General features: G+C 56.4%; 16 protein-coding genes, 1 tRNA gene and 1 pseudogene. 4 read left to right on the top strand and 14 right to left on the bottom strand.

Translation table 11 applies throughout. The annotated features are described in order from the left end of the window. Positions 1-146: 146 nt before the first annotated feature. The 3 genes from galK to OHL22_RS06600 all read right to left on the bottom strand — a co-directional run bounded on the left by galK (position 147) and on the right by OHL22_RS06600 (position 3,708). The gene (gene galK / locus OHL22_RS06610; RefSeq protein ID WP_263334604.1) at positions 147-1,301 is read right to left on the bottom strand and encodes a galactokinase; all 1,155 of its coding nucleotides are present in this window, start codon (positions 1,299-1,301) and stop codon (positions 147-149) included. A 71-nt stretch (positions 1,302-1,372) separates the two neighbouring features. Beyond that, positions 1,373-2,350 carry an aldose epimerase family protein gene (locus OHL22_RS06605; RefSeq protein WP_263334602.1) on the bottom strand — a complete coding sequence of 326 codons (978 nt, stop codon included), beginning with the start codon at positions 2,348-2,350 and terminating at the stop codon, positions 1,373-1,375. Positions 2,351-2,433: 83 nt separating this feature from the next. Next, the gene (locus OHL22_RS06600) at positions 2,434-3,708 is read right to left on the bottom strand and encodes a pyridoxal phosphate-dependent decarboxylase family protein (RefSeq protein WP_263334600.1); all 1,275 of its coding nucleotides are present in this window, start codon (positions 3,706-3,708) and stop codon (positions 2,434-2,436) included. Between the two features lie 352 nt (positions 3,709-4,060). Here OHL22_RS06600 and OHL22_RS06595 point away from each other — a divergent pair, with 352 nt between their 5' ends. Next, the gene (locus OHL22_RS06595) at positions 4,061-4,261 is read left to right on the top strand and encodes a cold-shock protein (RefSeq protein ID WP_117300112.1); all 201 of its coding nucleotides are present in this window, start codon (positions 4,061-4,063) and stop codon (positions 4,259-4,261) included. A gap of 179 nt (positions 4,262-4,440) precedes the next feature. Here OHL22_RS06595 and OHL22_RS06590 read toward each other — a convergent pair whose 3' ends face one another. From OHL22_RS06590 to OHL22_RS06580, 3 genes are all read right to left on the bottom strand, one after another. Further along, a complete protein-coding gene (locus tag OHL22_RS06590; RefSeq protein ID WP_263334592.1) occupies positions 4,441-5,742 on the bottom strand; it encodes a glycosyltransferase in 1,302 nt (433 codons plus the stop codon). Positions 5,743-5,786: 44 nt separating this feature from the next. After that, positions 5,787-7,364 (bottom strand): adenosine deaminase family protein, encoded by a 1,578-nt coding sequence (locus tag OHL22_RS06585; protein ID WP_263334589.1) that lies wholly within the window; start codon positions 7,362-7,364, stop codon positions 5,787-5,789. 113 nt (positions 7,365-7,477) lie between these two features. Continuing rightward, on the bottom strand, positions 7,478-8,446 hold the full coding sequence (locus OHL22_RS06580) for an EamA family transporter (RefSeq protein ID WP_263334587.1): 969 nt from the start codon (positions 8,444-8,446) through the stop codon (positions 7,478-7,480). 224 nt (positions 8,447-8,670) lie between these two features. Between OHL22_RS06580 and OHL22_RS06575 the strand changes: the two genes are divergently transcribed. Further along, positions 8,671-8,745 (top strand) — tRNA-Phe (locus OHL22_RS06575). Between the two features lie 138 nt (positions 8,746-8,883). Here the strand turns inward: OHL22_RS06575 and OHL22_RS06570 are convergent. The 5 genes and pseudogenes from OHL22_RS06570 to OHL22_RS06550 all read right to left on the bottom strand — a co-directional run bounded on the left by OHL22_RS06570 (position 8,884) and on the right by OHL22_RS06550 (position 14,676). Further along, positions 8,884-9,081 (bottom strand): CsbD family protein, encoded by a 198-nt coding sequence (locus OHL22_RS06570; RefSeq protein WP_263334585.1) that lies wholly within the window; start codon positions 9,079-9,081, stop codon positions 8,884-8,886. Between the two features lie 266 nt (positions 9,082-9,347). Beyond that, entirely contained in the window at positions 9,348-11,648 is a 2,301-nt protein-coding gene (locus OHL22_RS06565) for a PKD domain-containing protein (protein WP_263334583.1), read from the bottom strand. A gap of 324 nt (positions 11,649-11,972) precedes the next feature. Further along, positions 11,973-12,477, bottom strand: a pseudogene (gene cysE, locus OHL22_RS06560) (serine O-acetyltransferase); the annotation flags it as partial. A 72-nt stretch (positions 12,478-12,549) separates the two neighbouring features. Continuing rightward, a complete protein-coding gene (gene cysK, locus OHL22_RS06555) occupies positions 12,550-13,521 on the bottom strand; it encodes a cysteine synthase A (protein WP_263334579.1) in 972 nt (323 codons plus the stop codon). A gap of 243 nt (positions 13,522-13,764) precedes the next feature. Beyond that, positions 13,765-14,676, bottom strand: coding sequence for a transglutaminase-like domain-containing protein (locus tag OHL22_RS06550; RefSeq protein ID WP_263334577.1), 912 nt, complete (start codon positions 14,674-14,676; stop codon positions 13,765-13,767). A gap of 62 nt (positions 14,677-14,738) precedes the next feature. Here OHL22_RS06550 and OHL22_RS06545 point away from each other — a divergent pair, with 62 nt between their 5' ends. Further along, entirely contained in the window at positions 14,739-15,458 is a 720-nt protein-coding gene (locus tag OHL22_RS06545; RefSeq protein WP_263334575.1) for a peptidase, read from the top strand. 94 nt (positions 15,459-15,552) lie between these two features. Here OHL22_RS06545 and OHL22_RS06540 read toward each other — a convergent pair whose 3' ends face one another. The 3 genes from OHL22_RS06540 to OHL22_RS06530 all read right to left on the bottom strand — a co-directional run bounded on the left by OHL22_RS06540 (position 15,553) and on the right by OHL22_RS06530 (position 18,884). After that, entirely contained in the window at positions 15,553-16,941 is a 1,389-nt protein-coding gene (locus OHL22_RS06540) for a hypothetical protein (protein WP_263334572.1), read from the bottom strand. 414 nt (positions 16,942-17,355) lie between these two features. Then, entirely contained in the window at positions 17,356-17,802 is a 447-nt protein-coding gene (locus OHL22_RS06535) for a DMP19 family protein (RefSeq protein WP_263334570.1), read from the bottom strand. 68 nt (positions 17,803-17,870) lie between these two features. Beyond that, positions 17,871-18,884, bottom strand: a complete 1,014-nt coding sequence (locus tag OHL22_RS06530) for a family 43 glycosylhydrolase (protein ID WP_263334569.1) — start codon at positions 18,882-18,884, stop codon at positions 17,871-17,873. 408 nt (positions 18,885-19,292) lie between these two features. Here OHL22_RS06530 and typA point away from each other — a divergent pair, with 408 nt between their 5' ends. Further along, the gene (typA, locus tag OHL22_RS06525; protein WP_263334567.1) at positions 19,293-21,104 is read left to right on the top strand and encodes a translational GTPase TypA; all 1,812 of its coding nucleotides are present in this window, start codon (positions 19,293-19,295) and stop codon (positions 21,102-21,104) included. The last annotated feature ends 5 nt before the right edge of the window (positions 21,105-21,109 follow it).

Genomic DNA, 21,109 nt, shown 5'->3' with positions numbered 1-21,109 from the left:
ATGGTGCAGTCATCTCGCGTCCAATGAGATGAAACAGCATCGGGAGCGAAATAGTAGTACAAATCCTCTTTGCAGAGCGATTTGTGAGTTGTCATTACCCATTGACACTCGCAAAGAAAGTAGTGATCCCTCTACAACTGACCCTGTTAATCGATTGGATGCGCTCCGCGTGACGCGTGACAGATGTGGATTTCAGGATCGATCCCTGTCGCGTTCTTGTAATGGGACTTCAACGCCTGTGCAAAGGCTTTTGAATGAGCCTTATCTACCAGATTGATGGTGCATCCGCCAAAACCGCCGCCCGTGAGTCGTGCGCCCATAAGCCCCGGCAGATCCTGCGCGAGATCAACCATAATGTCGGCTTCCGGACAGCTTGCCTCAAAGTCCTTGCTGTAGCTTACGTGTGCCTCGTGCATCAGACGGCCAAGCGTCTTCATGTCGCCGCTTATCAACGCATTGGCGGCTGCGACGGTGCGCTCGTTTTCCGTGATGACGTGGCGTGCGCGCTTAAATGAGACCGGTGGAATCTCATGTCCCCACGCATCCATATCGGCCATCGTTGCGTCACGCAGGAATTTGATTTCAGGCCGATGTGTTGCAAGAATGCGGCAGGCTTCCTCTACCTGCGCTCTTCGGCTTGTATACCCCTCGCCTGCTACGGAATGCTTGACCATGGTGTTGGCGATCACAAGGTCGATGTCATGTGGAATCGGCGCCAGCAGGTAGCTCAGGTCACGGCAATCCAGCATCAGCGCATGATCCTTCTCGCCCATTGCTGAGATGAACTGGTCCATGATGCCGCAGTTCGCGCCGACGAATTCGTTCTCTGAGCGCTGGCACAATCGCGCGAGCTTCGGGCCCGGAAGCGTTTCGCCGGTGAGGCCAAGGATCGCCGACGCGGTTGCTACTTCAACAGAGGCCGAACTACTCAATCCTGATGCTACCGGCACATCGCCCCAGAACGTGATGCTCAACGGTGGCACCGTGAATCCTTCGCTGCGCAACAACACCATCACGCCTAGCGGATAATCACTCCAGTGGCCCGTATTCGTGGCAGGCAGCGATTCGGCATCGAATACCCGCTCTTCGTGGAAGTTTTCGGAGTAAATCACGATCTTGCTGTCGTTACGTGACGTGATGGCCGCTACAGTTGCAAAATCGATGGCGGCCGGCATTACAAACCCTTCCGCATAATCGGTATGTTCGCCGATTAGATTCACGCGTCCGGGAGCGACAAAGACCTTTGCTCCAGATCCATATTTCGTTTCGTGCAACGTGCGAACTGCGGCAGGGTCCTTCATCGCATTTTGTTCCTCAAAGGGTTAAAACGTTTTCCGCTCTTGGTTTTGGAGAAGAGAAAGTTGTAATTATCCTAGACTGTCTCCCTCGTCACTCGATCGATGCATAACTCCAGAGGCCACGTAACCGAGACTCCGGGGCTCAGCCATCGCGTCGATTCACCGGCAGCGGCCAGCAAATCGGTTGAAGCAGTAGTAGGTTCGATGGCAACACATATTTGTTTTGCCCCAGGCCGCTCTGGCCATCCTCCGTAACAAAGCCAAAGCCCAAGCCACGGAGTAATCGCACTCTCAAAGCTCATCGTCAGGCGAAGACCTGATTGCCGGCGATCCAGGACACACCAGCCATCCTGCAGCGGTCCTGCGAAGAGCTTGTCTCCTGTTTTCGCTTCAGGATCGAGCGCTACGCTCAAATCTCTTGGAGAGCCATCTGTCTGCTCCGCCACTGGCCATAAGATCTGCTGGCCTGCGCGCAGCTTCCCGTCCATTGAACCTTCGACACGCACCGATGCAACGTCCTCTGGCAAGATCACGCGGTCTCCGGGGTCAACGGCAAACAGTGGATGCGCAGACCAGAGCCACGGCACGCGCGCGTTGCCGGTATTCACGAGTGTGTAGAGCAAGTGCAGCGTCCATCCAGAATCGGTTTCTGTCAGAATCGATGACCGGGTTAGCTCCAGCGGTAACGAGGTGCAGCGCGCGCGCAATGTCGCCGAGTCTGCTGCAGATTCAAGCACCTGCCACGGAATACCCCACAAATCACCGTGATCTGGAGCATGCAGTTCCCCGTCCGGATACTCGACCCTGCACGCCGCAACTGTAGGGACGCATTCATCCCAGCCACCCGCGTCACTCTCCTCAAAGCCCGTCTCAGGACCGCGCGCGCTGTAAGGGTTCAGCGGAGTCTGCAGTAGTTCCTGCCCGTCTACTTCTATAGAGCTGATCTTGCCGCCGAATGCGGGGAGTAGGGTGACGGAACAGCCGCCAGAGCAAATGACAACGTTTTCCTCCGCAGCCGCGTTATCGCCAATCGGACCCACCGAGCTTGCCATGCTTACATCCCCTGCCTGGGTTCAGACCCGGTTGAGTCTGGATTTAGACTCCAATGAGTCGGGTTCAGACTCCAGTTCAGTCTTCAGACCCCGGTTGAGTCAAGGATGCGATGCGCCGCTGCATCCAACCGTTGCCAAATTTCTTCAAGCCACTCACGATGCTCGGGTTTCATCAAAACCGAGCGCAAACAGGTAACATGCGAACCAGCCAGCTCGCTTGCCGCCGGGGACACGGTTCCGTTAAACATCGCTCCGGGCAATTGTACTAGCGCCAAATGCAGATTCAGCTTGGCTGCCTCATCGAAAATTCCCTGAGCATGCTTTGAGCTCACTTCGGCCGAGCCGGACTGAACCCGCCAGACCACAATATCCAATTCCGGAGGAATGGGGAATGGGTCAAATCGCCCGTCTTCCCGCAATCTCCGGTCAAGCTCGAGGGCTGCTTTGCGCCCGTCTGTCAGACCGCGTGCAAACTCGCCATCTGGCACTAGCTGCAGCAGCCTTTGCGTCGCCCACAATGCCACTGCGGCCGCGCCGGCCCGCGAGCACTCCAGGCTGATCTCGCCTAGATGTAACTCATTGGATGTGAAGTATGTATATGGAGAATCATGCTTGTAGAGCAGTCCAACCGCAGGATCGCGAAACAGCACGCAGCCGCATCCATATGGTTGCAGTCCGTGTTTATGAGGATCGACCACTATCGAATCGGCGTGTCCCATCGCTTCGTAAGCCGCTCGTACCGAAGGAGATAGATTCTCCGCGATCAGTCGGAAATAACCGCCATAGGCAGCGTCCAGATGTACCCGGAAGCCATATCGATCCCGCAGCGCAAGAATCTCTGGCAGTGGATCGACCGTTCCAAGCGCTGTAGTGCCCATCGTAACGACCACCGTGCCCACATCTCCGCGCCGTAGTTCATTCTCAAGTGCATTTAGATCCATGTGCCCTTGCCGGTCGGCTGCAATTTTGGAGAAGGGAAGGTGCAGCACCGCACTGATACGGCTGTGCGTGTAATGGGCATTCTCCTGCGCCACAATCCGCTTTCCGGGCGCAAGCTGACCGGCAACCCACAGAGCCTCCAGGTTGGCGAAGGTCCCACTCGAAGTCAGATGCCCCAGAAATCCGCGCTCACCCCATCCGAACATCCGCGCGATCTCGGCAACCGCCTCAATTTCCATCTCCGAACTGGCGCGTCCGCCATCACGTGCATGGTTATTCGGATTGATGGCCATCGCCAGCATGTAGGCTGCGCGCGCCACCGGATGCGGAGGTTTCAACATCTGCCCGGCATAGAGCGGATGGAAGTAGGGATAGTTATCGCCCATGCGCGTGGCGACCTCTTCCAGAACACTCGCCATTGCATTCTGCACGGCGGGCTCATTCGCTGGAGAAACTGCGTCCGGAAGCTCCTCAAATTGTTGGTCAAGCCGGTGGAGGGGTGACTCCAGGAGCCTCAAAAGAGAATCGGGATCGAGCGCCGAAGGCATACGATGGAAACCATACCATGATCTATCGCCTTGGTTCTAAAACGATTCCGTTAGTAACGGTTGCAGAATTTCTTACCGGTATTTTCGGTTCAATGCTAAGATGACCTCAGCGTTAGATCCGAACCGGGCGTGAGCAGTACTCGCCCAAACCCGAGCAAGATTCTGCCAGTGGTCGCTCCGTTTCACTCCAGCGCAATTCAAAGTTCAGGAAATACGAAACAAAATGGAACAAGGTACTGTGAAGTGGTTCAATGACGCGAAGGGCTTCGGCTTCATCTCGCGTCAGAACGGCGAGGATGTCTTCGTGCATTACTCGGCAATCAACTCGAATGGTTTCAAGAGCTTGCAAGAAGGTCAGGCCGTTCAGTTCAACGTAGTGAAGGGTCCCAAGGGCTGGCAAGCTGCTGACGTTCAGCCGCTCTAGTCCCAGGCATTCCTGGCGGAATCTGCCAAGAAGTATCCAAAAGGGTGAGGTCTCTGTGCTTCACCCTTTTGCTCTATGGTGCTCCTGAGCGGTTTCTCACGGCAAACCGGCGGGCCACAGCGTGTTGTCTGCATCCTCCGGTCTCTTAGACCTTATCTGTCCCGTTTTGAAAGCACTTCTCAGGTGTCCGCATTGCCGGACAGCAGTGTCTTTCTACGCAGCAGATCTTCAAGCGCGTCACACGCTGTCACCACGCCGTTCTCGGTGGCAATTCGTTGGCCTACCTGGGCCGCACGGCGCTGGTAAACGGGCTCGTCCAGCAATATCTTCAATTTCCGAACCACTCGGCGCGGCGTAAAGTCCTGCCGCCGGATGATTCGCGCGACCTTCAAGCGTCGCATCCGGCGCGCGTTATCCGGCTGATCGTGACTATACGGCATGATCAGCATCGGCTTTCCAGCCCGCAGGCATTGCGCCGTCGTCCCAACCCCACCCTGGTGGATCACTGCCGCCGCCCGTGAAAACAGAGCAGAATAAGGCGCATATTCCGCCACGCAGATCGATTCCGGCAGAGCGTGCTTGGGCCGGTTCCGCTCGTCCGAGCCGATCAGCAGCACCGCGCGCATCCCAAGCCGCTGTGCAGCCCTGGCTCCCACCTCGTAAAACCGTCCGGCAGCCAGAACCGCAGCAGATCCCAGCGTGAACACCAGCGGCGCGGGTCCAGCCGCAAGGAACTTCTCTAGGTGCTCCGGCAACGCCGTGTTTCCAGCATCCGCGTCGTAAAAACAGAATCCCGCAATCAGGGTGTTCTCGGGCCAGTCCGGCTGCTCATGCCCCAACACTCGCGAAAACAGCGCCAGCACCATATTCGGCGAGTGCTTCGCAACGAACAGAGGATTCCGTCCCCGTGGCAGACCCAGCTCGCGCCGCAACTCGTAAATCGGCTCCGGCCACTTCCGGCTCACCAGCCGCGCCAGCCGCCTGATCGCATGCCCCATTCCCGGCACAGCTTTATCGGCCCGCGCCAGCCTTGGATACATTGGCAGCACCGGCGGATCATAGGCGGAAAAAAAGGACAGCGGCGCCAGCACATAGCTCGCCCACGGAATTCCAGTGATCTCCGCCACAATCGGCCCGGCGTAGTTCAGTTCGCCGAACAGCAGCAAGTCCGCCCGTACTGGGTTCAAAGCGGCTCCCAGCAGGTCGTCATAGGTGTGCCGCAACGCAGGAAACAAGAATTCCCTTAAGCCCCGTTCCGTCCCCTTGCGTACGTCATACACCATCTCCGCCAATAGAGTATTTGCGGGGTCAAGGTCAGGTCGGATCGCCCGGAACTCCAGGCCAAGCGGAAGGATCTTCGGTCCATAGACCCCCGGCACCGCCATCACCGGCTCATGCCCGCGCCGTTTTAGTTCCAGCGCGATTGCGATCAGTGGATTGATGTCGCCGAAGGTGCCTATGTTCGAAAGAACGATTCGCACGGGTACGCAGGACTCTCCTCGCTCATGCTACCGGACGAATCCGGCTACCACTTCGCCTCAAACACCCGAAACCGTCGCTCCTGCTCCCATTGTGCTGCTGCTTTTTCATTTGCTCCCAGAAATGCCGTGCACTTCGCCGTCGGCTTCTCGCCCCCCAGCGGCTGTCCTGCGCATTCACTTACCGGAGCACCAAATACATCTTCTTTCGCCCAGAGGCTCTTCCCAGGCAAAAAATCGTGCTCCATCCCCGTACGCGCCATCTGCTTCAGCTCTGCATAGCTAAGGTTGAAGTCCTCGACAGCCTTCACATACTCATGCGTCAGATCGATACGTGAAACACCCTCATCATCCGTCGACAGAGCCATCGGCACTCCGACCTTGCGGTAGAGGGGAAGCGGATGATCCACGCCCTTGATGCCGAGAATGCCTTCATTGGACGTTAGGTTTATCTCCACCATGATGTGCTTCTGAGCCATCTCTTTCAGCAACTCCTGCGGACGGTCCTCGTACATCACATCCACTCCATGCCCGATGCGCTCCGCATGGCCAATTTCCACCGCCTGCCGTATATGAAAGCGCAGCCCCTCCGGCGGCACCACCCCCGGAGCAAGCTCACCTGCGTGCAGCGAGATATGCACCTTCGGATATACAGAGTGCAAATAATCCAGCATCTTCATCTGCAGCGTGTAGTCGGTCATCGAGAGATATCCGTCTTCAGGCTGCACAAAGTTGATGCCCACAAACTCCGATACCTTCGAGATCGTTTCAAACCCCAATAGCGTCTGCGCAAAGACCTGCTCCCGCGGATTGCCGCGCAGTATCTGGTAAATGAATCGCACTTCAACCTTGCACGCGGGTGCTGCATCCGGCTGTCCGCAGTGTTCAAGCTGGTTGCGCAACTCCAGCGCCGACTCCACGCGCTCCTTCGCCGCATCCAATTCCTGATCGAGTCCCGCATCCAGTAGCTTCTGGCGGTACTCGGCAAAGTTCGCGTCCCATCCAATCTGCTTGGCAATCGCCGTTGCATGCTGAAATGGCGGAGTATCCATCAACTCCATATACTGCTCATTCTGCGCGGCTGCGCGGGTTGCTACCTCATCCACCCATTCGCCCGTATGTTTTTTGTCCGTGCCCCCAAAATGCGCAAAGGTTGCGAAGAACTGATCGTGTCCGCTCCATCCCGCATACGGCACATAGCTGCGCATCGAAAACGCATCGATCAGCTTGTCATACAGATCCTGATTGGCCGGAACCTGCATATGCGTCAGCATGTCTGAAGCTGCGATTTCACCAGAGATCTTCGAGCATCCATCCGTATCAGGCTTTGCGAATTTCAATCCCTTCTCGTCGATGCATAGCCCATCCTCGCCTGCCGCACGAATCCAGCTCTCGGCATAGACCGCGCCGCTCAGATGCACATGCAGATCGGCTCCCTTTGGCATGTTCACGAGAAAGTCGCGCAACGCCAGCGGTCCCTGCTTCTTGGCAGCCTCAAAGGCCCGCTCTACCCGCGCCTGACCAATGTCTCTTACGGCCTGCGCTGAGACAGTGCCTTGCCATCCACAAAGCAATCCTGCAGTAGTAACAATCAGCACGCTCGATCGATATAGGAAATTGCGCATAGAGCCTCACATCAAGTCAAAGGAATGAAAGTAAGTGTAACGGAAGATCATGAGTAAGCCGTAACAAGCAGACATGAAGCCAGAATATTCGGGGATCGATTTCAGAGCGGTTCTCATGGCTCGTCTGTAGAGAACAGCCCCTGCGAATCGACCGACGGTACACGGTTCCGCAGTGCCCACCATGAACCTGCGGTGACAAGCGCCAGGCCAGTCCAGGTCTGCAGAGTCAAGCGTTGGGCCAACACGAGCGCTTCAATAACCACAGCCATCAATGGCCACATCACGAATCGCAAAGTCATCTGCGCCGCTGCCATTCGCTGCATCAGCCAGAAGAGCAGAAAAATCGCAGGCAAATCAACAATTACCGGCCAGACTAGACTCACTCCAATGTCGCTCCACTCCAGTGGACGTTGCAGAGCATTTCCGCGAAATATCGCCAGAAGAACAAACGCCATCGCGCCCGTTCCCGCAGCGACAGCCAGCGCGGGAGCAACAGCCAGTGTTGGAGCTTTCTCATTCACCGATTTCCGCAGCAGCGCCACGCCTGCGCAATTCGTCGCTGCCAGGCACGCCGCAGCCACGATGGTGACAATCCACGCTTCGGCTGCCGCGAATGTTCGCGGCGTCGCTATCGGAAAGATCAGGAACATTCCTCCAACGCACGCCATCGCCGGCAGAATACGCCCACTCGGCTGTGCTTCGAACCGCCTTAGATATGGCTCCAGTACGGCTGCGAACACCGTCGCCAGAGCAAGCAGTGCCACGGCGGTGAGTGCAGGAACTGGCTCCGGCATCGCTCGCGCCAGAGATGGCGCTACAAATAGCCCAAGTCCAATCAGTCCACACTCAAGCAGATTTGTCCCACGCGGCCAACGGATGCGCCGTAAACCCGCGAATACAGACGTCGTCACAGCAACAAGCGACAGCACGACAGCCTGATTGGCATTTTCCGATAAGCCATGCGCTGCGGTCAGATTGGGCAGCAGATCCCGCCGCAGCGGACCCAGGGCCATCAGAAAACTTAAAGACAGCAGTCCTGCGATCGCAGATTTTCGCGAGCCAGCCTTTTCCGATCTCCGCATACTCATGACATCGATGAGCATACAGCCCTGTGGAACCGATCCGATTTAGCGAAGCCGTCAGGTCTTAGAGTTGTAGCTCCCGCGTTTGGCTGCTTGCCCGGCTCTTGCTATACTGTTTCAGGTTGCTGCACAAGCGCTGTACTCCCGCCTACCATGGGAAGTCCCGATAACCGGGAAGCTCCACCCCGGTTCCGCGCAGATTTGAGCAACCTCCATCACCCTGAGGCCAGATAGCTCAGTGGTAGAGCGCGGCCCTGAAAAGGCCGGCGTCGGCGGTTCGATCCCGTCTCTGGCCACCACTCTAAGATTCCAGCAGATTTTTTTCTGACGCGCTCTTGAGCGTAGTTCAGCGGTATCGCCCGCGCCCCTCGTAAAGCAAAAGGGCTGGCGCAGAGCCAGCCCCTTTGTATAAATCGGAATTTTTAACTAAATGGCGACTATTTATCGAACACCTTCTTAATATCGCCCACTTTCCGTTCTATGGTTCCATCAATCCGCTCAGCAGTTCCCTCATCATGGAGATTGGGATCCTTTTTGACGTCAGCGACCTTTTGCTTGATCGCACCCTTCACTTCATGAACCTTGCCCTCGACGCGATCATGAGTGCTTGTAGTTGTCGTAGTTGCTGGTGTCATTGCTTTTCTCCTTGTTAGGCCTCGCCGCTTTATGAACGAAGCGAACGGATACATGGATGCTTGCGGCAAGTGCCACGTTGTTTTATGCAAAGAAGGGCTGTTCAAAACGAGTCTTGGCGCCTTGGTATGTAACATCAGCATCAGCAGCTAAATGTAACTCTTCAGGCTATTTCCTGACTCGGAAAGCAAAAACAGATATTTGTTTTCCAAATAAAGCAGGAACATTGCTTAATGAGCTATTTCGAACATGAGCAGCAATGGTGCGTTCAAGGCTGCAAAGTGCTGATTCCGCTTGATAGCCGTGTCTGAATCGAGTTGCCTGTCGCATGGCTGAGTGCGTTGGCCGGTAACTCCTGCAATGCGAACCCAGGCCCGCTCCACATCAGTCTCGGCGCGCCGGGACTCATGGACTCCAGTGAATCAAGCTGGACAACGTGATAGCCCTCGCGCAGTGCAATTGAGCCTGAGTCATACCGCATGGCGTTGACAGAAGAGCCACACACTTCGCTGAAAGGTGGTCCCGTCTCCGCTACGACCTGTCCGTCAATTCTCAGCCGGGCACCGTCTCGCGCCAGCAGATGGAAGGTATATGCTCCATCCGTGGGTGTATGCAGATATCCGCCATATTCCACCGCATATCGCGTAAAGCCACGAGAGTCAGCCTTGCCGACGGTCAACGCAACGCCGCGAAACACCGCCGTCTGCGTTGAAAAAGTCGGTAACTCTGGCCAGGTTCCCGGAAAGATTTGATAGTCAAGTCCAGGCGCCGCGGTTTTGCTGTTATATCCCGGTGCTCCTGGATCGCGTAAGTGGCTTACCACATCCACTGTTTGCTCTGACCAATCTTGGTTCCCTTTTTTGTCCTCGACTTCCAGCAGCACACGAAAACGCCCCGTCCCGTTTGCCGCCGTACCATCTAATTCTGTTCCGAGAGCATCCTCATAGCGATGCTTTACCTGCTGCCCGTGTGCTGTTGTTCCGTCGCCGAAATACCAGGTATAGCGTGCATGCTTGTCCAGGACCGTATCTGCGCTGAATATCACGGGAGTATTTGGCTGAACGAACGCAGGCTCAAACTGAAATGACGCGTGAAGGTCCTTGTCGCCAGGCGTAATCACAGGCTGCTGCGCCCCGTCTGAAACACGCAACGGAATCTGTGTATCCGACGTTACTACCCCCTGTCCGAACTTCAGATTCTCGATGCGCACATTTTTAATGGGGCCCCTCAGATTCGATGACAGCAAAGGTGGTTGTTGCAGCGCCCATATGTTGCGGAACGTAAATCCGCTTAGCCCAGGCTGCTCCTGCTCAATCTGAAAGAGCGTGTACCAGTCATCGAGCCAAAGATTTTCAAAGGTATAGCCGGTATGCGTGCCCTTTGCTCCATCCGCACCCCAAAAAGTAAATAGTGCAAATGACGGGCCGCATGAGCCGATTCCTCCATGCATGACGTCGGAGTTCCGCAGGGTCACGTTATGCGAGTTGAATATCTTCTCCGGCCATCCTGCGCGCATGATGTTTGAGATGCTCGTCGAAAGCTCGGAATTCTCGATCAGAATATTGGCCACATCGTGGCCCGGAAGGATCATCTTGTCGTGACCATATCCATCCCAGTTTCCCTGGATCGCAAACACATCGTCCGACGTGCGGAAGAACGAGTCTTTGACGGTTGTGTTGCCTCCACCAAGCCAATCCATTCCATCCTGATTCGCATTTCCGGGGTTGCCGCCGATAACTCGCAGATCCTCGTACGAGAAGTCCGTTGAGTCTTTCATCTGGATTGACCATGTGCGGCTTCGCACCAGACAGGTCACTCCCTCAATGTGGATCTTGTGTGCATCCAGCGCGCCGATGCAGTGCCAGTCCGGCTTCTGCATCCACCCGTCATCGTCTGCGGGGTTCTGCGGTCCGCTATAAACGATCACGCCCCGGCCTAGCACATTGACATCGTGCACGTGAAATAGATTCAGGCTACCGAGAACCACTGCGCCGGGCGCGAGAAGCCACGTCTCACCACTCTTTGGGTTGATGCTTCCCTTATGAATTCCGGGCCCAACGTAGTGATAGCTGGGTAGCGAGGTAACAGCTTTCTTCGGTTCGACCGTAGGCTTGGTCACGAACAAGAAAAGCATCGTCGCATGATTCAGGAAATCCTGCGGCCGCGAGATTGCCAGCTTAACCGGATCCTTGATCTCCAGCTCAATCGTCTGCCCTTTGCGTGTCGGCCGCAATCCAAGCCGCCACGGCTGCACATCCACTCCACGATCCCAGAAACCTTGCTGCGCGGCAGTGATCGTTACCTTGATTGCGGAGTTGGTTTCAATGCTGACGTAGTCGTAGCTTGCGGCTGCATGCACTACGTCTACCGGCTTCCCGTCAACCGCCACCGTAAAACGCGTCGAGCGTAACTCAGGCGGGACGGGAACCGGCCAAACCCTCGCCCCGGCGAACGGGGCTGAGGTGAGAGCCAAAGCAAAAAACAGCAGAAACTTGCGATACAAGCTGCGCATGGACGGGAAATCATTCTTCCCGAAGTAGATGGCCAAAGAGTAGCGAAAAAAGCGCAAATCTTGTATCCCAAATTCGGGGGATGGTAGTAGCAACCTGGTGAGACTATCAGCGGTTACCAACGTACATTTCTCCGCCTCAGATACCCTCACCCATCGATACATAATCGCGAAGTTGGTCCAGTTCCCGCCGGTACGCTTCGCGCTCTTCCTCTTCTGCCTCAAACGCGTGCGCTGCTGCAAGGGTTTCGTTCACTCCAGTTTCCGCCCGCTCCAGCCTTTCCACTCGTTCGGCCAAGGCAATTAACGCATCCGAGAGAGGATCCTTTACTTCGTGCGGATCGGTAATCAGCACCCTTTGACCGTTTCTATAAATGATATGCGCCGGAACGCCAACAACCGTCGAATTTGGTGGAACATCACGCAATACTACAGACCCCGCGCCCACGCGAGAGTTAGCGCCAATCGTGATGTCGCCCAGAATGTTCGAATTATTTCCAACGAAAACCCCATCGCATAGCGTTGGATGCCGCTTTTTCCCCAACGCAGCATTCCCCGTTCCGCCCAGCGTAACTCCCTGATAAAGCGTAACATCGCTGCCAACAATGGATGTCTCGCCGATCACCACCCCCATGCCATGGTCAATCAGAAGCCTTCGCCCCAACAATGCCCCCGGATGAATTTCCACACCGGTAAAGAATCGAGTCCATTGTGAGAGTATCCGCGCGGTAAACCTCCAGCCATGCTTCCAGAGCCAATGGTTCAGTCGATGGCTCCAGACCGCATGCAACCCTGGAGAACACAAAAAGACCTGCAGTCGCGATTGCGCGGCCGGGTCTCGTTGCATCACCGAGTCAATATCCTCGCGAATTCTGGCAAGCCACTCCATGGAATGATCCCTTAAGAGCGCATAAAAGCGTAAATGCTGACCGCACTCACACTTTCACACTCACTCCTGCTTCTACAGATTCACCGACTGCGGCTGCAGTGCCTGCACTTCTGCACGTATCGCTTCAAACAGCACGCTCGAAAGATAGCGTTCGCCAAAGCTCGGGATGACAACCACGATCAGCTTACCGGCGTTTTCTGGCCGCGCCGCCACCTTCAACGCCGCATGTACTGCTGCGCCTGAACTGATGCCGACAAACAAACCTTCTTCCTGAGGAAGCCGCCGTGCCATGACAATCGACTCTTCATTGGTTACGGTGATCACTTCATCGATCAGGTGTGTGTCCAGAATCGACGGAACAAATCCGGCCCCCAGCCCCTGGATCTTGTGTGGACCGGGTTTGCCTCCGCTCAGAACCGCGCTGTCTGTGGGCTCTACAGCGATTGCCTTGAATTCCGGCTTGCGCTCCTTGATGTACTTTGCCACACCCGTCAGCGTTCCGCCGGTTCCAATACCGGAGATGAGAATATCTGCATTGCCGTCCGTATCATTCCAGATCTCCGGCCCGGTTGTAGCGTAGTGAATCGCCGGATTGGCCGGATTATCAAACTGCCCAGGGGTAAAGCCATGGGGAGTCTTGGCCAGAAGCTCCGCTGCTTTTGCGATGGCCCCCTTCATGCCGTTTACTCCCGGCGTAAGAACCAGTTCCGCTCCCAGGCTGCGCAACACGATACGCCGCTCCATCGATGCAGTCTCCGGCATTATCAGGATGATGCGGTATCCCCTCACCGCGGCAACAAATGCAAGGCCGATACCGGTGTTTCCGCTCGTTGGTTCAATCAGCACAGTCTCGCCTGGCTTGATCTTGCCTTCTTTCTCGGCAGCATCAATCATTGCCAGCCCGATGCGGTCCTTGACGCTGCTCATCGGGTTTTGGCTTTCCAGCTTGGCTACGACTGTGGCGGGCAGTCCAGCCGTGACCCGATTCAGACGAACCAGGGGTGTTTTCCCGATCAACTCGGTTATGTCCGCTGCAATGCTCATGACAAATCCCTCACACTCCAGAAGATGAATGCTCTCGGTGTCAAGGTCCTGAATTTTGCCGGGTTATCCATTCTTGCGGCGGAAGGATTTCAGAGGAACGACCGAAATCCGCGCAAGTACGCCTCGGCTTCAGCACCAAACGGCACTAACGACATCGAGGCATGGCCCAAGACTACGCCGTTAGACCTTTACGCTGCAACGGTTTCGCCAACAATCGCCGGTAAATTCTCTCTTTGTCTAAGCCTATTCCGCAACCGGCATAACTTCCTCCGAAGTTACCTGAAAACTTCGCAGGCTTGCGACCCCAAATGAAGTTAAAAAGGCCACGTCAGCTGCATCGCGTCCTGTGGCCATCAGCACCCGGCCAATCCGGGGAGCATTGTGCCGGGCATCAAATGTCCACCATCGCCCGTCCAGATACGCTTCAAACCACGCACTGAAATCCATAGGTGCAGAAGTCGCGGGCACGCCAATATCTCCCAGATAGCCCGCCACATATCGAGCTGGAATATTCAAGCACCGGCAGAACGTTACCGCCAGATGCTGAAAGTCCCGGCACACTCCGACTCGTTCTGTGAACACACCGAGCGCCGTCCGCGTTGCTCTCGCTGTTGCGTAATTGAACGTTACCTTGCTGTGAATCCAGCTACAGATCGCCTGCACCCGTTGCCATCCCGGTGCTGTCTCTCCGAATAGATCCATCGCTACCGGCGACAGTAAATCCACCTCACAATATCGGCTGCTTAGCAGATAAATCAACACATCGTCCGGCAGATCCTGGGCAGGAACCTCAAGAGCCTCCTCATTTACGGCATCTGTCAGCCCACTATCTTCAATCAGGGTCGAGTTCCATAGCCGCAACTCGCCAGCCGGCGCATAAAAACGGGTGCAGATATTGCCGTACGCGTCGATGTAATCGCGAGTCGCGACCGTTCCCTCGCTTCCTTCAACGCGTAATTCGTCTTTTTCCCGCAGATCTTGTATACGCGAAGGATGGATTCGCAATTGGGCAATGCTGCTTACCGGCGCAGGCAGATCGAACTGCATATCGTAGCCCAATCGAATCAGCATGCTCGTCTTGGATGCGCTTTGGACGTCGTCTGTTGCAGCCCGCAGCTCACCGTGGAAAGATGGAAGCAGAACGTCGCTCGTCATTCAAAATTTTCGGGGATGGCATGACCTATTGCTTGAGCATCATGACGCGTGAGGGTCTGGTCATGGCATCGGATTCACGCACCAACGCCGGCTTCGACGATCTCAACATCGCCCGCAAGATGCACACCTTCGTTCAGCCCGGCGAGCGCGTCTTCGTCATCCTCACCAGCGGCAGCCTCTCGCTCTCGCAATCCATCATGAACTTGCTGCGCGCCAGCTTTGACGCAGGGGAGGGAATTGCCCAGGCCACGTCAATGTATGAGGCTGCGCGAGAAGTTGGCCAGGTGGTCCGACAGGTCTCCGATCTTGATCGTGCCGCCTTGGAACGCGATAAGTACGATTTCAATGTCCATCTGCTGCTTGGCGGACAGGTGCGCGGTGAAGAGCCTCGCTCTTTCCTCATCTATCCGCAGGGAAACCCACTCAGCTCCACCGAAGACTCACCCTTTCTGCAACTAGGCGAATACAAGTACGGCCGCCCCATCCTAGATCGTGGCATCGTCTATCAGAAAACCAGCCTCAAAGCCGCCGCGAAATATGCCTTGCTCAGCTTCGACGCCACCATGCGCTCCAATGTGACGGTCGGCCCGCCGATCGAGATTCTTCTCTACCGCAAAGACAGCTTCCACCTGGACAACTACCGTCGCTTGCCCGCCGGCGACCGCGAGCTTGAAACCATCCACGCTCTATGGGAGCGCTCCCTGCGCAACGCAGTCGAAGACCTGCCCGATCTGACGTTCACACCTCACCCCGACTACGATTCGCAGAAGATTCTCATCTAGCCAATTTCAGTATTCAACCGTTCTCAAGAACAACGGAGTCCGGCGAGATAACCTGCGCCGGACTCCTCAAATGCACAAATGAGACGACTGCAGATCACGCGATGGTAATCGACTGCCAATTCCCGTTCGAGTGGCCACCTGACCACGCATTGTTGACCACGGCCCGATCGTCGATACGCACGTCGATCAGATAGCAGCACGGGCTGATCTTCGCCGCCCACGGATTCCACTTGAACTCCGTCGGCACCGGATAGCCAGTGTCATTGATGTTCCCGTTATAGGTCTTCGAAAGGCTGTTGCCGCCAGTGTCGACGATGGCGTAGCTCGCCCCGCATCCGCCGAGCAGTTCCACCGAGATCGCGCTGAAGTTGGGGTCCGAGGCCTGGAGCGTAATGATCACCAGGTTCCCGTCGCCCTGTTTCACCGTCTCGCAGCACCCGAGCGTCCGTCGCGATCCATCCGGCATCTGCAACTGCAGCGTGATCACCGGCTTCGACGGCGCCTGATTGTCAACTCTGACCGGAATGATCGGGCTCTCAAACTCCGCCAGCGCCGGGTTCCGCACTGTCAGCTTCAAATAGTACTGATCGTTCGCGGCGGCTGCAGGAGTGCTCCAGTCCGTCAGATAGTTAGGCCCAAGCAATCCCATGTCCGCAACGTTGTACCACCCGCTCGCATCGGGAACCCGCGAGTAGTACAGAAACAGCGGTGGCGGCGGATATCCGGGATTGAAGCGGTAGTCACTGATCGGCGTCAGAATCGGTGTCCATGGTCCAGCCGTAGAGGTTGCAAACTCCACCTTGTACTGAAACGGAGATGCAATCTCAAAGACTCCTTGGATGTTCGACAAGCCACCAATCGGATGATCCCCGACTCCTGCCGGCTTGTTATCGGTGGGAGTCGGCCCCGGAGGGAAACTCGGACCCGATGCCAGGCCCAGTCCCGGTCCGGAGGGAGTAAACTGCGACGCCGGAATCTCCGATACCTCAGTGATCAGCGGCGGTGGAGGGCACATCAGCCTGCATGCCAGCCGGCAGCGTACGCCGCATAGGAAGTGGCAAAGCTGATGGCAATAGATCTGCCATTTGTTCTGCGCCAGCAACGCCTGGAACTGCTTGGCGTCTTCATCCTCAACCGCTGCCAGAAACTGCTCCAACAGAGGCTGGTTCTTCGTCAGATTCGCCGTGACGACCGCAAAATCGCGCCACTCCGAGATTGGCACCTCCGCTTCCGTGGCAACCGGCGGCGGGCATAGCTTCTGGCAGTAGAAAACGCAGTGCTTGCTGCAAAACCAGCTACAGACCAGCCTGCAGAGTGGCAGCAGTCCTATCCTGCTCAGTTCCGCCTGAAATGCAGCGGCATTCTGGGCGCGAAATGCTTCCGCTGCTCGTGTAAACGCAGCCTCATCCGCGGCGAGCTTTCCCATCGCTTCACCGGTTTGCTGCAACTGAGAGATCTTGTCCTGTTGAGATGTATCAGACATAGCAACTCCTTCTTTCCGGGTTCAGAGCAGGTGAGATTCACCCCGCCCGGCAACAGGAGCATCTGAATGGCAACAACCATCCACCGCAGCGTTGTGCCGCGCGGGAAGAGCATCGATTGATTGCGCAGAGGGTAGGGAAACACGGAGGAGAGGTAAGGAAGTTGCCGGAAACGCAGCCAAGCACAGCCCCGCAATCGATCCGGACAACCCTAAAAAGAAGAGAATCTCCCGTGTTCCATCAGCGGCAGCGCCGCACTTTGGCCTTGTTTGCCTCTTGCCGTATTGCCTACAAACAATCGGCCGCGGAGATCAACGGTCCAGCCAGCAGTGCACAAGACCGTACTCCACAAATGTGCGTTTGGCAACCGGATCGTTTCAGCGAACGCGGCGGTTCAACAGAGAGAAACGAAAAACTCAAACGAATTCGATATAGTCCGGCAGGTGATTATGCAAATGCGCCTGGAGGCAAAGCGTCAAGTCGGGAGTGCACTGATGGTATCGCTGGTCGAATAGGTTGAACTCACCTTCCCGTGCGATTTCAACATACTCAAAAATAGATCGAATGATCTTTCGCTTCTTACTCAAAAATTGCCTACCAGCATCTTCCAAAATAGTCGCTTGACAGTTGGCGCCAAGCAGCATGAGAGCTTGCATGGTCTCGTTCAGTCGTGTCGCGCGATGGTTTTCGAAGTACTGCATATGACCACCGTTCTGCACTTCGACGTCATAGAGAAAAACAAGATGTGCGGAACGTTGATTATCCTCAATCTCTGAGTAATTACGAGCAATCACATCGATAAATGAGTTCCAAATAAGATGCGGAGCTTGCTTGACTGCATCGATCTTCAGTTGCTTTTTCATGATGGTTTAGAGAACAGAGTACACGTTAGGAAATCGTGTACGGAGCAATTTATTGCATGAGAATTGCCTCACTCGACATTGCCTCTAGTTGTCTCTCCCGTCTTCACATCAATCTTCCACGGCCGCGGTTCGGGCAGCGTCATCTTCCCATCCCCAATCTCCAGCGGCATCCAAAGATACCGCGAGTCCCAAAGCGTTTTCGGTTCCCAGCGGTCACCCATGTAAATCACCGTCGTCTTCTTCGTTCCCGTCACCTTCAGCAGCATGCTCGACTGTGAGTCATACGTCTTCGTCTCCGGCGGAGCCACATTCTGCATCTCCGTCCACGGCCCGGCAAGGCTCGGCGCCGTCGCATAGACATTCGGGTTCGGACTCCACCCGCTCAGGTGCGACCCCAGCACGTAATACAGGCCGCCATAGTGCACCACCGCTCCACCCTCCAGCGGAGCCTTGATAAAGCTCACCTGTTTCTCAACATTCAGATAATCATCCGAAAGCTTCGCAATAAAGAACCCATGTGTAGGCCTCGACTCAAAAATCAGATAAGCCGATCCATCATCGTCCACAAACTGCCCGATATCGCGGCTCTCCTGGTCGAGCGGCCGAAAACTCCTCTGATACTTGTAATCCCCATCCACCTTGTCGCTGACCAGTACTCCGACCCGCGCCTCGCCGTAGCGGGCATCGTCCAGATGCACGTACATCACAAATTTCTTCGTCTTTCGGTTGTAGAAAACCTTTGGCCGCTCCAGCACATAATGCGCACCCCATGGCTCCGGATCAGCCATCGCCACCACCTGCCGGTGATACTTCCAATGCGTCAGGTCTTTCGATGAGTAGCAGGCAACATAGCGCTTCTCCGGATCGTTGCTCTGCGACCGATCCTCGCCAAACCAGTAGTAGGTCTTGTGCCAGTAAAGGATGCCCCCACCATGCGCCTGAATCACCTGCCCGCGATCATCAAGCCACGCTGCTCCCGGTTTAATGGATCCATCGCCGCTCGCCTGCGCCCGCACAATGGCACCCCCGACTCCCAGCAGCACCATCATCAGAGTCGCAGCTACCCAATTACGCGAAACCACTCTCCGACATCTCTCCAGCCGTTCGACAGATTTTCCCAGACCCACCGAGGCAAATAAGCTCACCGCTTCCTCCGCACTGTTTGTAAACGATTACACAAAAACCTGATCATAGGACGAACCCAGTGGTGAAAAAGCCGATTCAACTCCCGGTAACAAACCGCATTTGCACAAACTGGTAGAATGGAATTATGCCGTACTGTGCATCATCCCAGTCTTTGTTCGTTCGCAACATGAGCAAAGCTGGCTTTGGTCGCGCCCGTTACTCGGGCCGCGCGTTCGTCCCGCTCGAATGGGAGCGGTAGCGCATCGCAGCACGATGCCCTTCCGGCGTCCGCCGCACATTCGGCCACCAGAAATTCACTCCAGACATAGCCCAAAGGCTTAGAAACAAAAGGAACCGCTACGCCCGTGAGCCAGACTATCCGTAACATCGCCATCATTGCCCACGTCGACCACGGAAAGACAACCCTCGTCGATGCCATGCTTCGCCAGTCCGGCACCTTCCGCGCCAATGAGCAGGTAGCCGAGCGCGTCATGGACTCGAACGACCTCGAGCGCGAGCGCGGTATCACCATTCTCGCCAAGAACACGGCCATCTTCTACGAAGGCGGCAAGATCAACATCATCGATACGCCCGGTCACGCCGACTTCGGCGGCGAGGTCGAGCGCGGCCTCAAGATGGTCGATGGCGTCATGCTCCTCGTCGACGCTGCCGAAGGCCCGCTGCCGCAGACCCGCTACGTGCTTGCCAAGGCCCTCGAAGCCAAGCTCAAGCCCATCGTCGTCATCAATAAGATCGACCGCCCCGACGCCCGCGCGCAGGAGGTACTGAACGAGGTCTACGACCTCTTCATCGACCTCGACGCCCAGGAAGACCAGCTCGACTTCCCGGTCCTCTATTGCGTAGCCAAGCTCGGCACCGCGACCACAGATCTCGCCACCCCCGGTGAAGACCTGCAGCCACTCTTCCAGGCCATCGTCAAGGAGATCCCTCCCGCCACCGGCGATGCCGAAGCTCCGCTCCAGATCCTGGTCACCAACCTCGACTACTCCGAATACTTCGGCCGTATCGCCATCGCCCGCGTCTTCCAGGGCACGTTGCATGCCGGTGATGAAGTCGCTATCTCCCGCCGCGATCTCTCGCTGACCAAGACACGCATCACCAAGCTCTTCACCTTCGCCGGCCTCAAGCGCACCGAAACCACCGAAACCGAGATCGGCGACATCGTAGCCATCGCCGGTGTCGAGGGCATCACAATCGGCGAAACCATCACCAATGTTGACCGTCCTGCCCCATTGCCGCTTATCGTCATCGACGAACCGACCATCGCGATGCAGTTCTCCGTCAATAACTCGCCCTTCTGCGGTAAAGAGGGCTCGCTCGTCACCAGCCGCAACCTGCGCGAACGCCTCGATCGCGAATTGCTCACCAACGTCTCCATCCGAGTGGAAGAGACCGGCAGTCCCGATGCATTCAAGGTCCTAGGCCGTGGTGAAATGCAGCTTGGCGTGCTCATCGAAATGATGCGCCGCGAGGGCTTCGAGCTTATGGTCGGCCGTCCCGAAATCGTCACCCGCATGGTCGACGGTGTCCGCATGGAGCCGGTCGAGCACGTCACCATCGACGTTCCCGAAGAGTACACCGGAGTGGTCATCGAAAAGCTAGGACCCCGCAAGGGTGAAATGACCAAGATGCACAACCACGGCTCCGGCCGCGTCCGCATGGAGTTCCGCGTGCCCAGCCGCGGCATCATCGGCCTGCGCAGCGAAATGCTCACCGAAACCCGCGGCACCATCGTCATGAACACGCTCTTCGACGGCTACATCCCCTACCAGGGCGAGATTCCGCAGCGGCCCTCCGGCGTGCTCATCAGCGACCGCCAGGGCACGACGACCACCTACTCGCTTCACGGCCTGCAGGATCGCGGCATTCTTTTCCTCGGCAATGGCATAGAGGTCTACGAAGGCATGATCGTCGGCGAGCACTCCCGCGACAATGACCTCGACGTCAACGTCGTCCGAGAAAAGAAGCTCACCAACATGCGCGCATCCAGCGCAGACGAAGCCCTTCGCCTGGCCCCGCACCGTCTCCTCAATCTCGAGCAAGCCATTGAGTTCATCGCCGAGGACGAACTGGTCGAAGTCACCCCTAAGAACCTCCGTTTGCGCAAGAAAATCCTCCAGGCCAATCAGCGTCCTAAGCGCCGCAACCAGGAGTAAAGTAG

This window comes from Acidicapsa dinghuensis (genome assembly GCF_025685685.1).
Lineage (GTDB): Bacteria > Acidobacteriota > Terriglobia > Terriglobales > Acidobacteriaceae > Acidicapsa > Acidicapsa dinghuensis.
The sequence above is the reverse complement of the archived record's forward strand: the minus strand, read 5'-3'. Positions and strand labels throughout refer to the sequence as shown.

Coding starts and splice junctions, on each gene's coding strand:
- galK (WP_263334604.1), bottom strand. CDS start 1,301: ATGAAGGACCCTGCCGCAGTTCGCACGTTGCACGAAACGAAATATGGA.
- OHL22_RS06605 (WP_263334602.1), bottom strand. CDS start 2,350: ATGGCAAGCTCGGTGGGTCCGATTGGCGATAACGCGGCTGCGGAGGAA.
- OHL22_RS06600 (WP_263334600.1), bottom strand. CDS start 3,708: ATGGCGAGTGTTCTGGAAGAGGTCGCCACGCGCATGGGCGATAACTAT.
- OHL22_RS06595 (WP_117300112.1), top strand. CDS start 4,061: ATGGAACAAGGTACTGTGAAGTGGTTCAATGACGCGAAGGGCTTCGGC.
- OHL22_RS06585 (WP_263334589.1), bottom strand. CDS start 7,364: ATGCGCAATTTCCTATATCGATCGAGCGTGCTGATTGTTACTACTGCA.
- OHL22_RS06580 (WP_263334587.1), bottom strand. CDS start 8,446: ATGCGGAGATCGGAAAAGGCTGGCTCGCGAAAATCTGCGATCGCAGGA.
- OHL22_RS06570 (WP_263334585.1), bottom strand. CDS start 9,081: ATGACACCAGCAACTACGACAACTACAAGCACTCATGATCGCGTCGAG.
- cysK (WP_263334579.1), bottom strand. CDS start 13,521: ATGAGCATTGCAGCGGACATAACCGAGTTGATCGGGAAAACACCCCTG.
- OHL22_RS06550 (WP_263334577.1), bottom strand. CDS start 14,676: ATGACGAGCGACGTTCTGCTTCCATCTTTCCACGGTGAGCTGCGGGCT.
- OHL22_RS06545 (WP_263334575.1), top strand. CDS start 14,739: ATGGCATCGGATTCACGCACCAACGCCGGCTTCGACGATCTCAACATC.
- OHL22_RS06540 (WP_263334572.1), bottom strand. CDS start 16,941: ATGTCTGATACATCTCAACAGGACAAGATCTCTCAGTTGCAGCAAACC.
- OHL22_RS06535 (WP_263334570.1), bottom strand. CDS start 17,802: ATGAAAAAGCAACTGAAGATCGATGCAGTCAAGCAAGCTCCGCATCTT.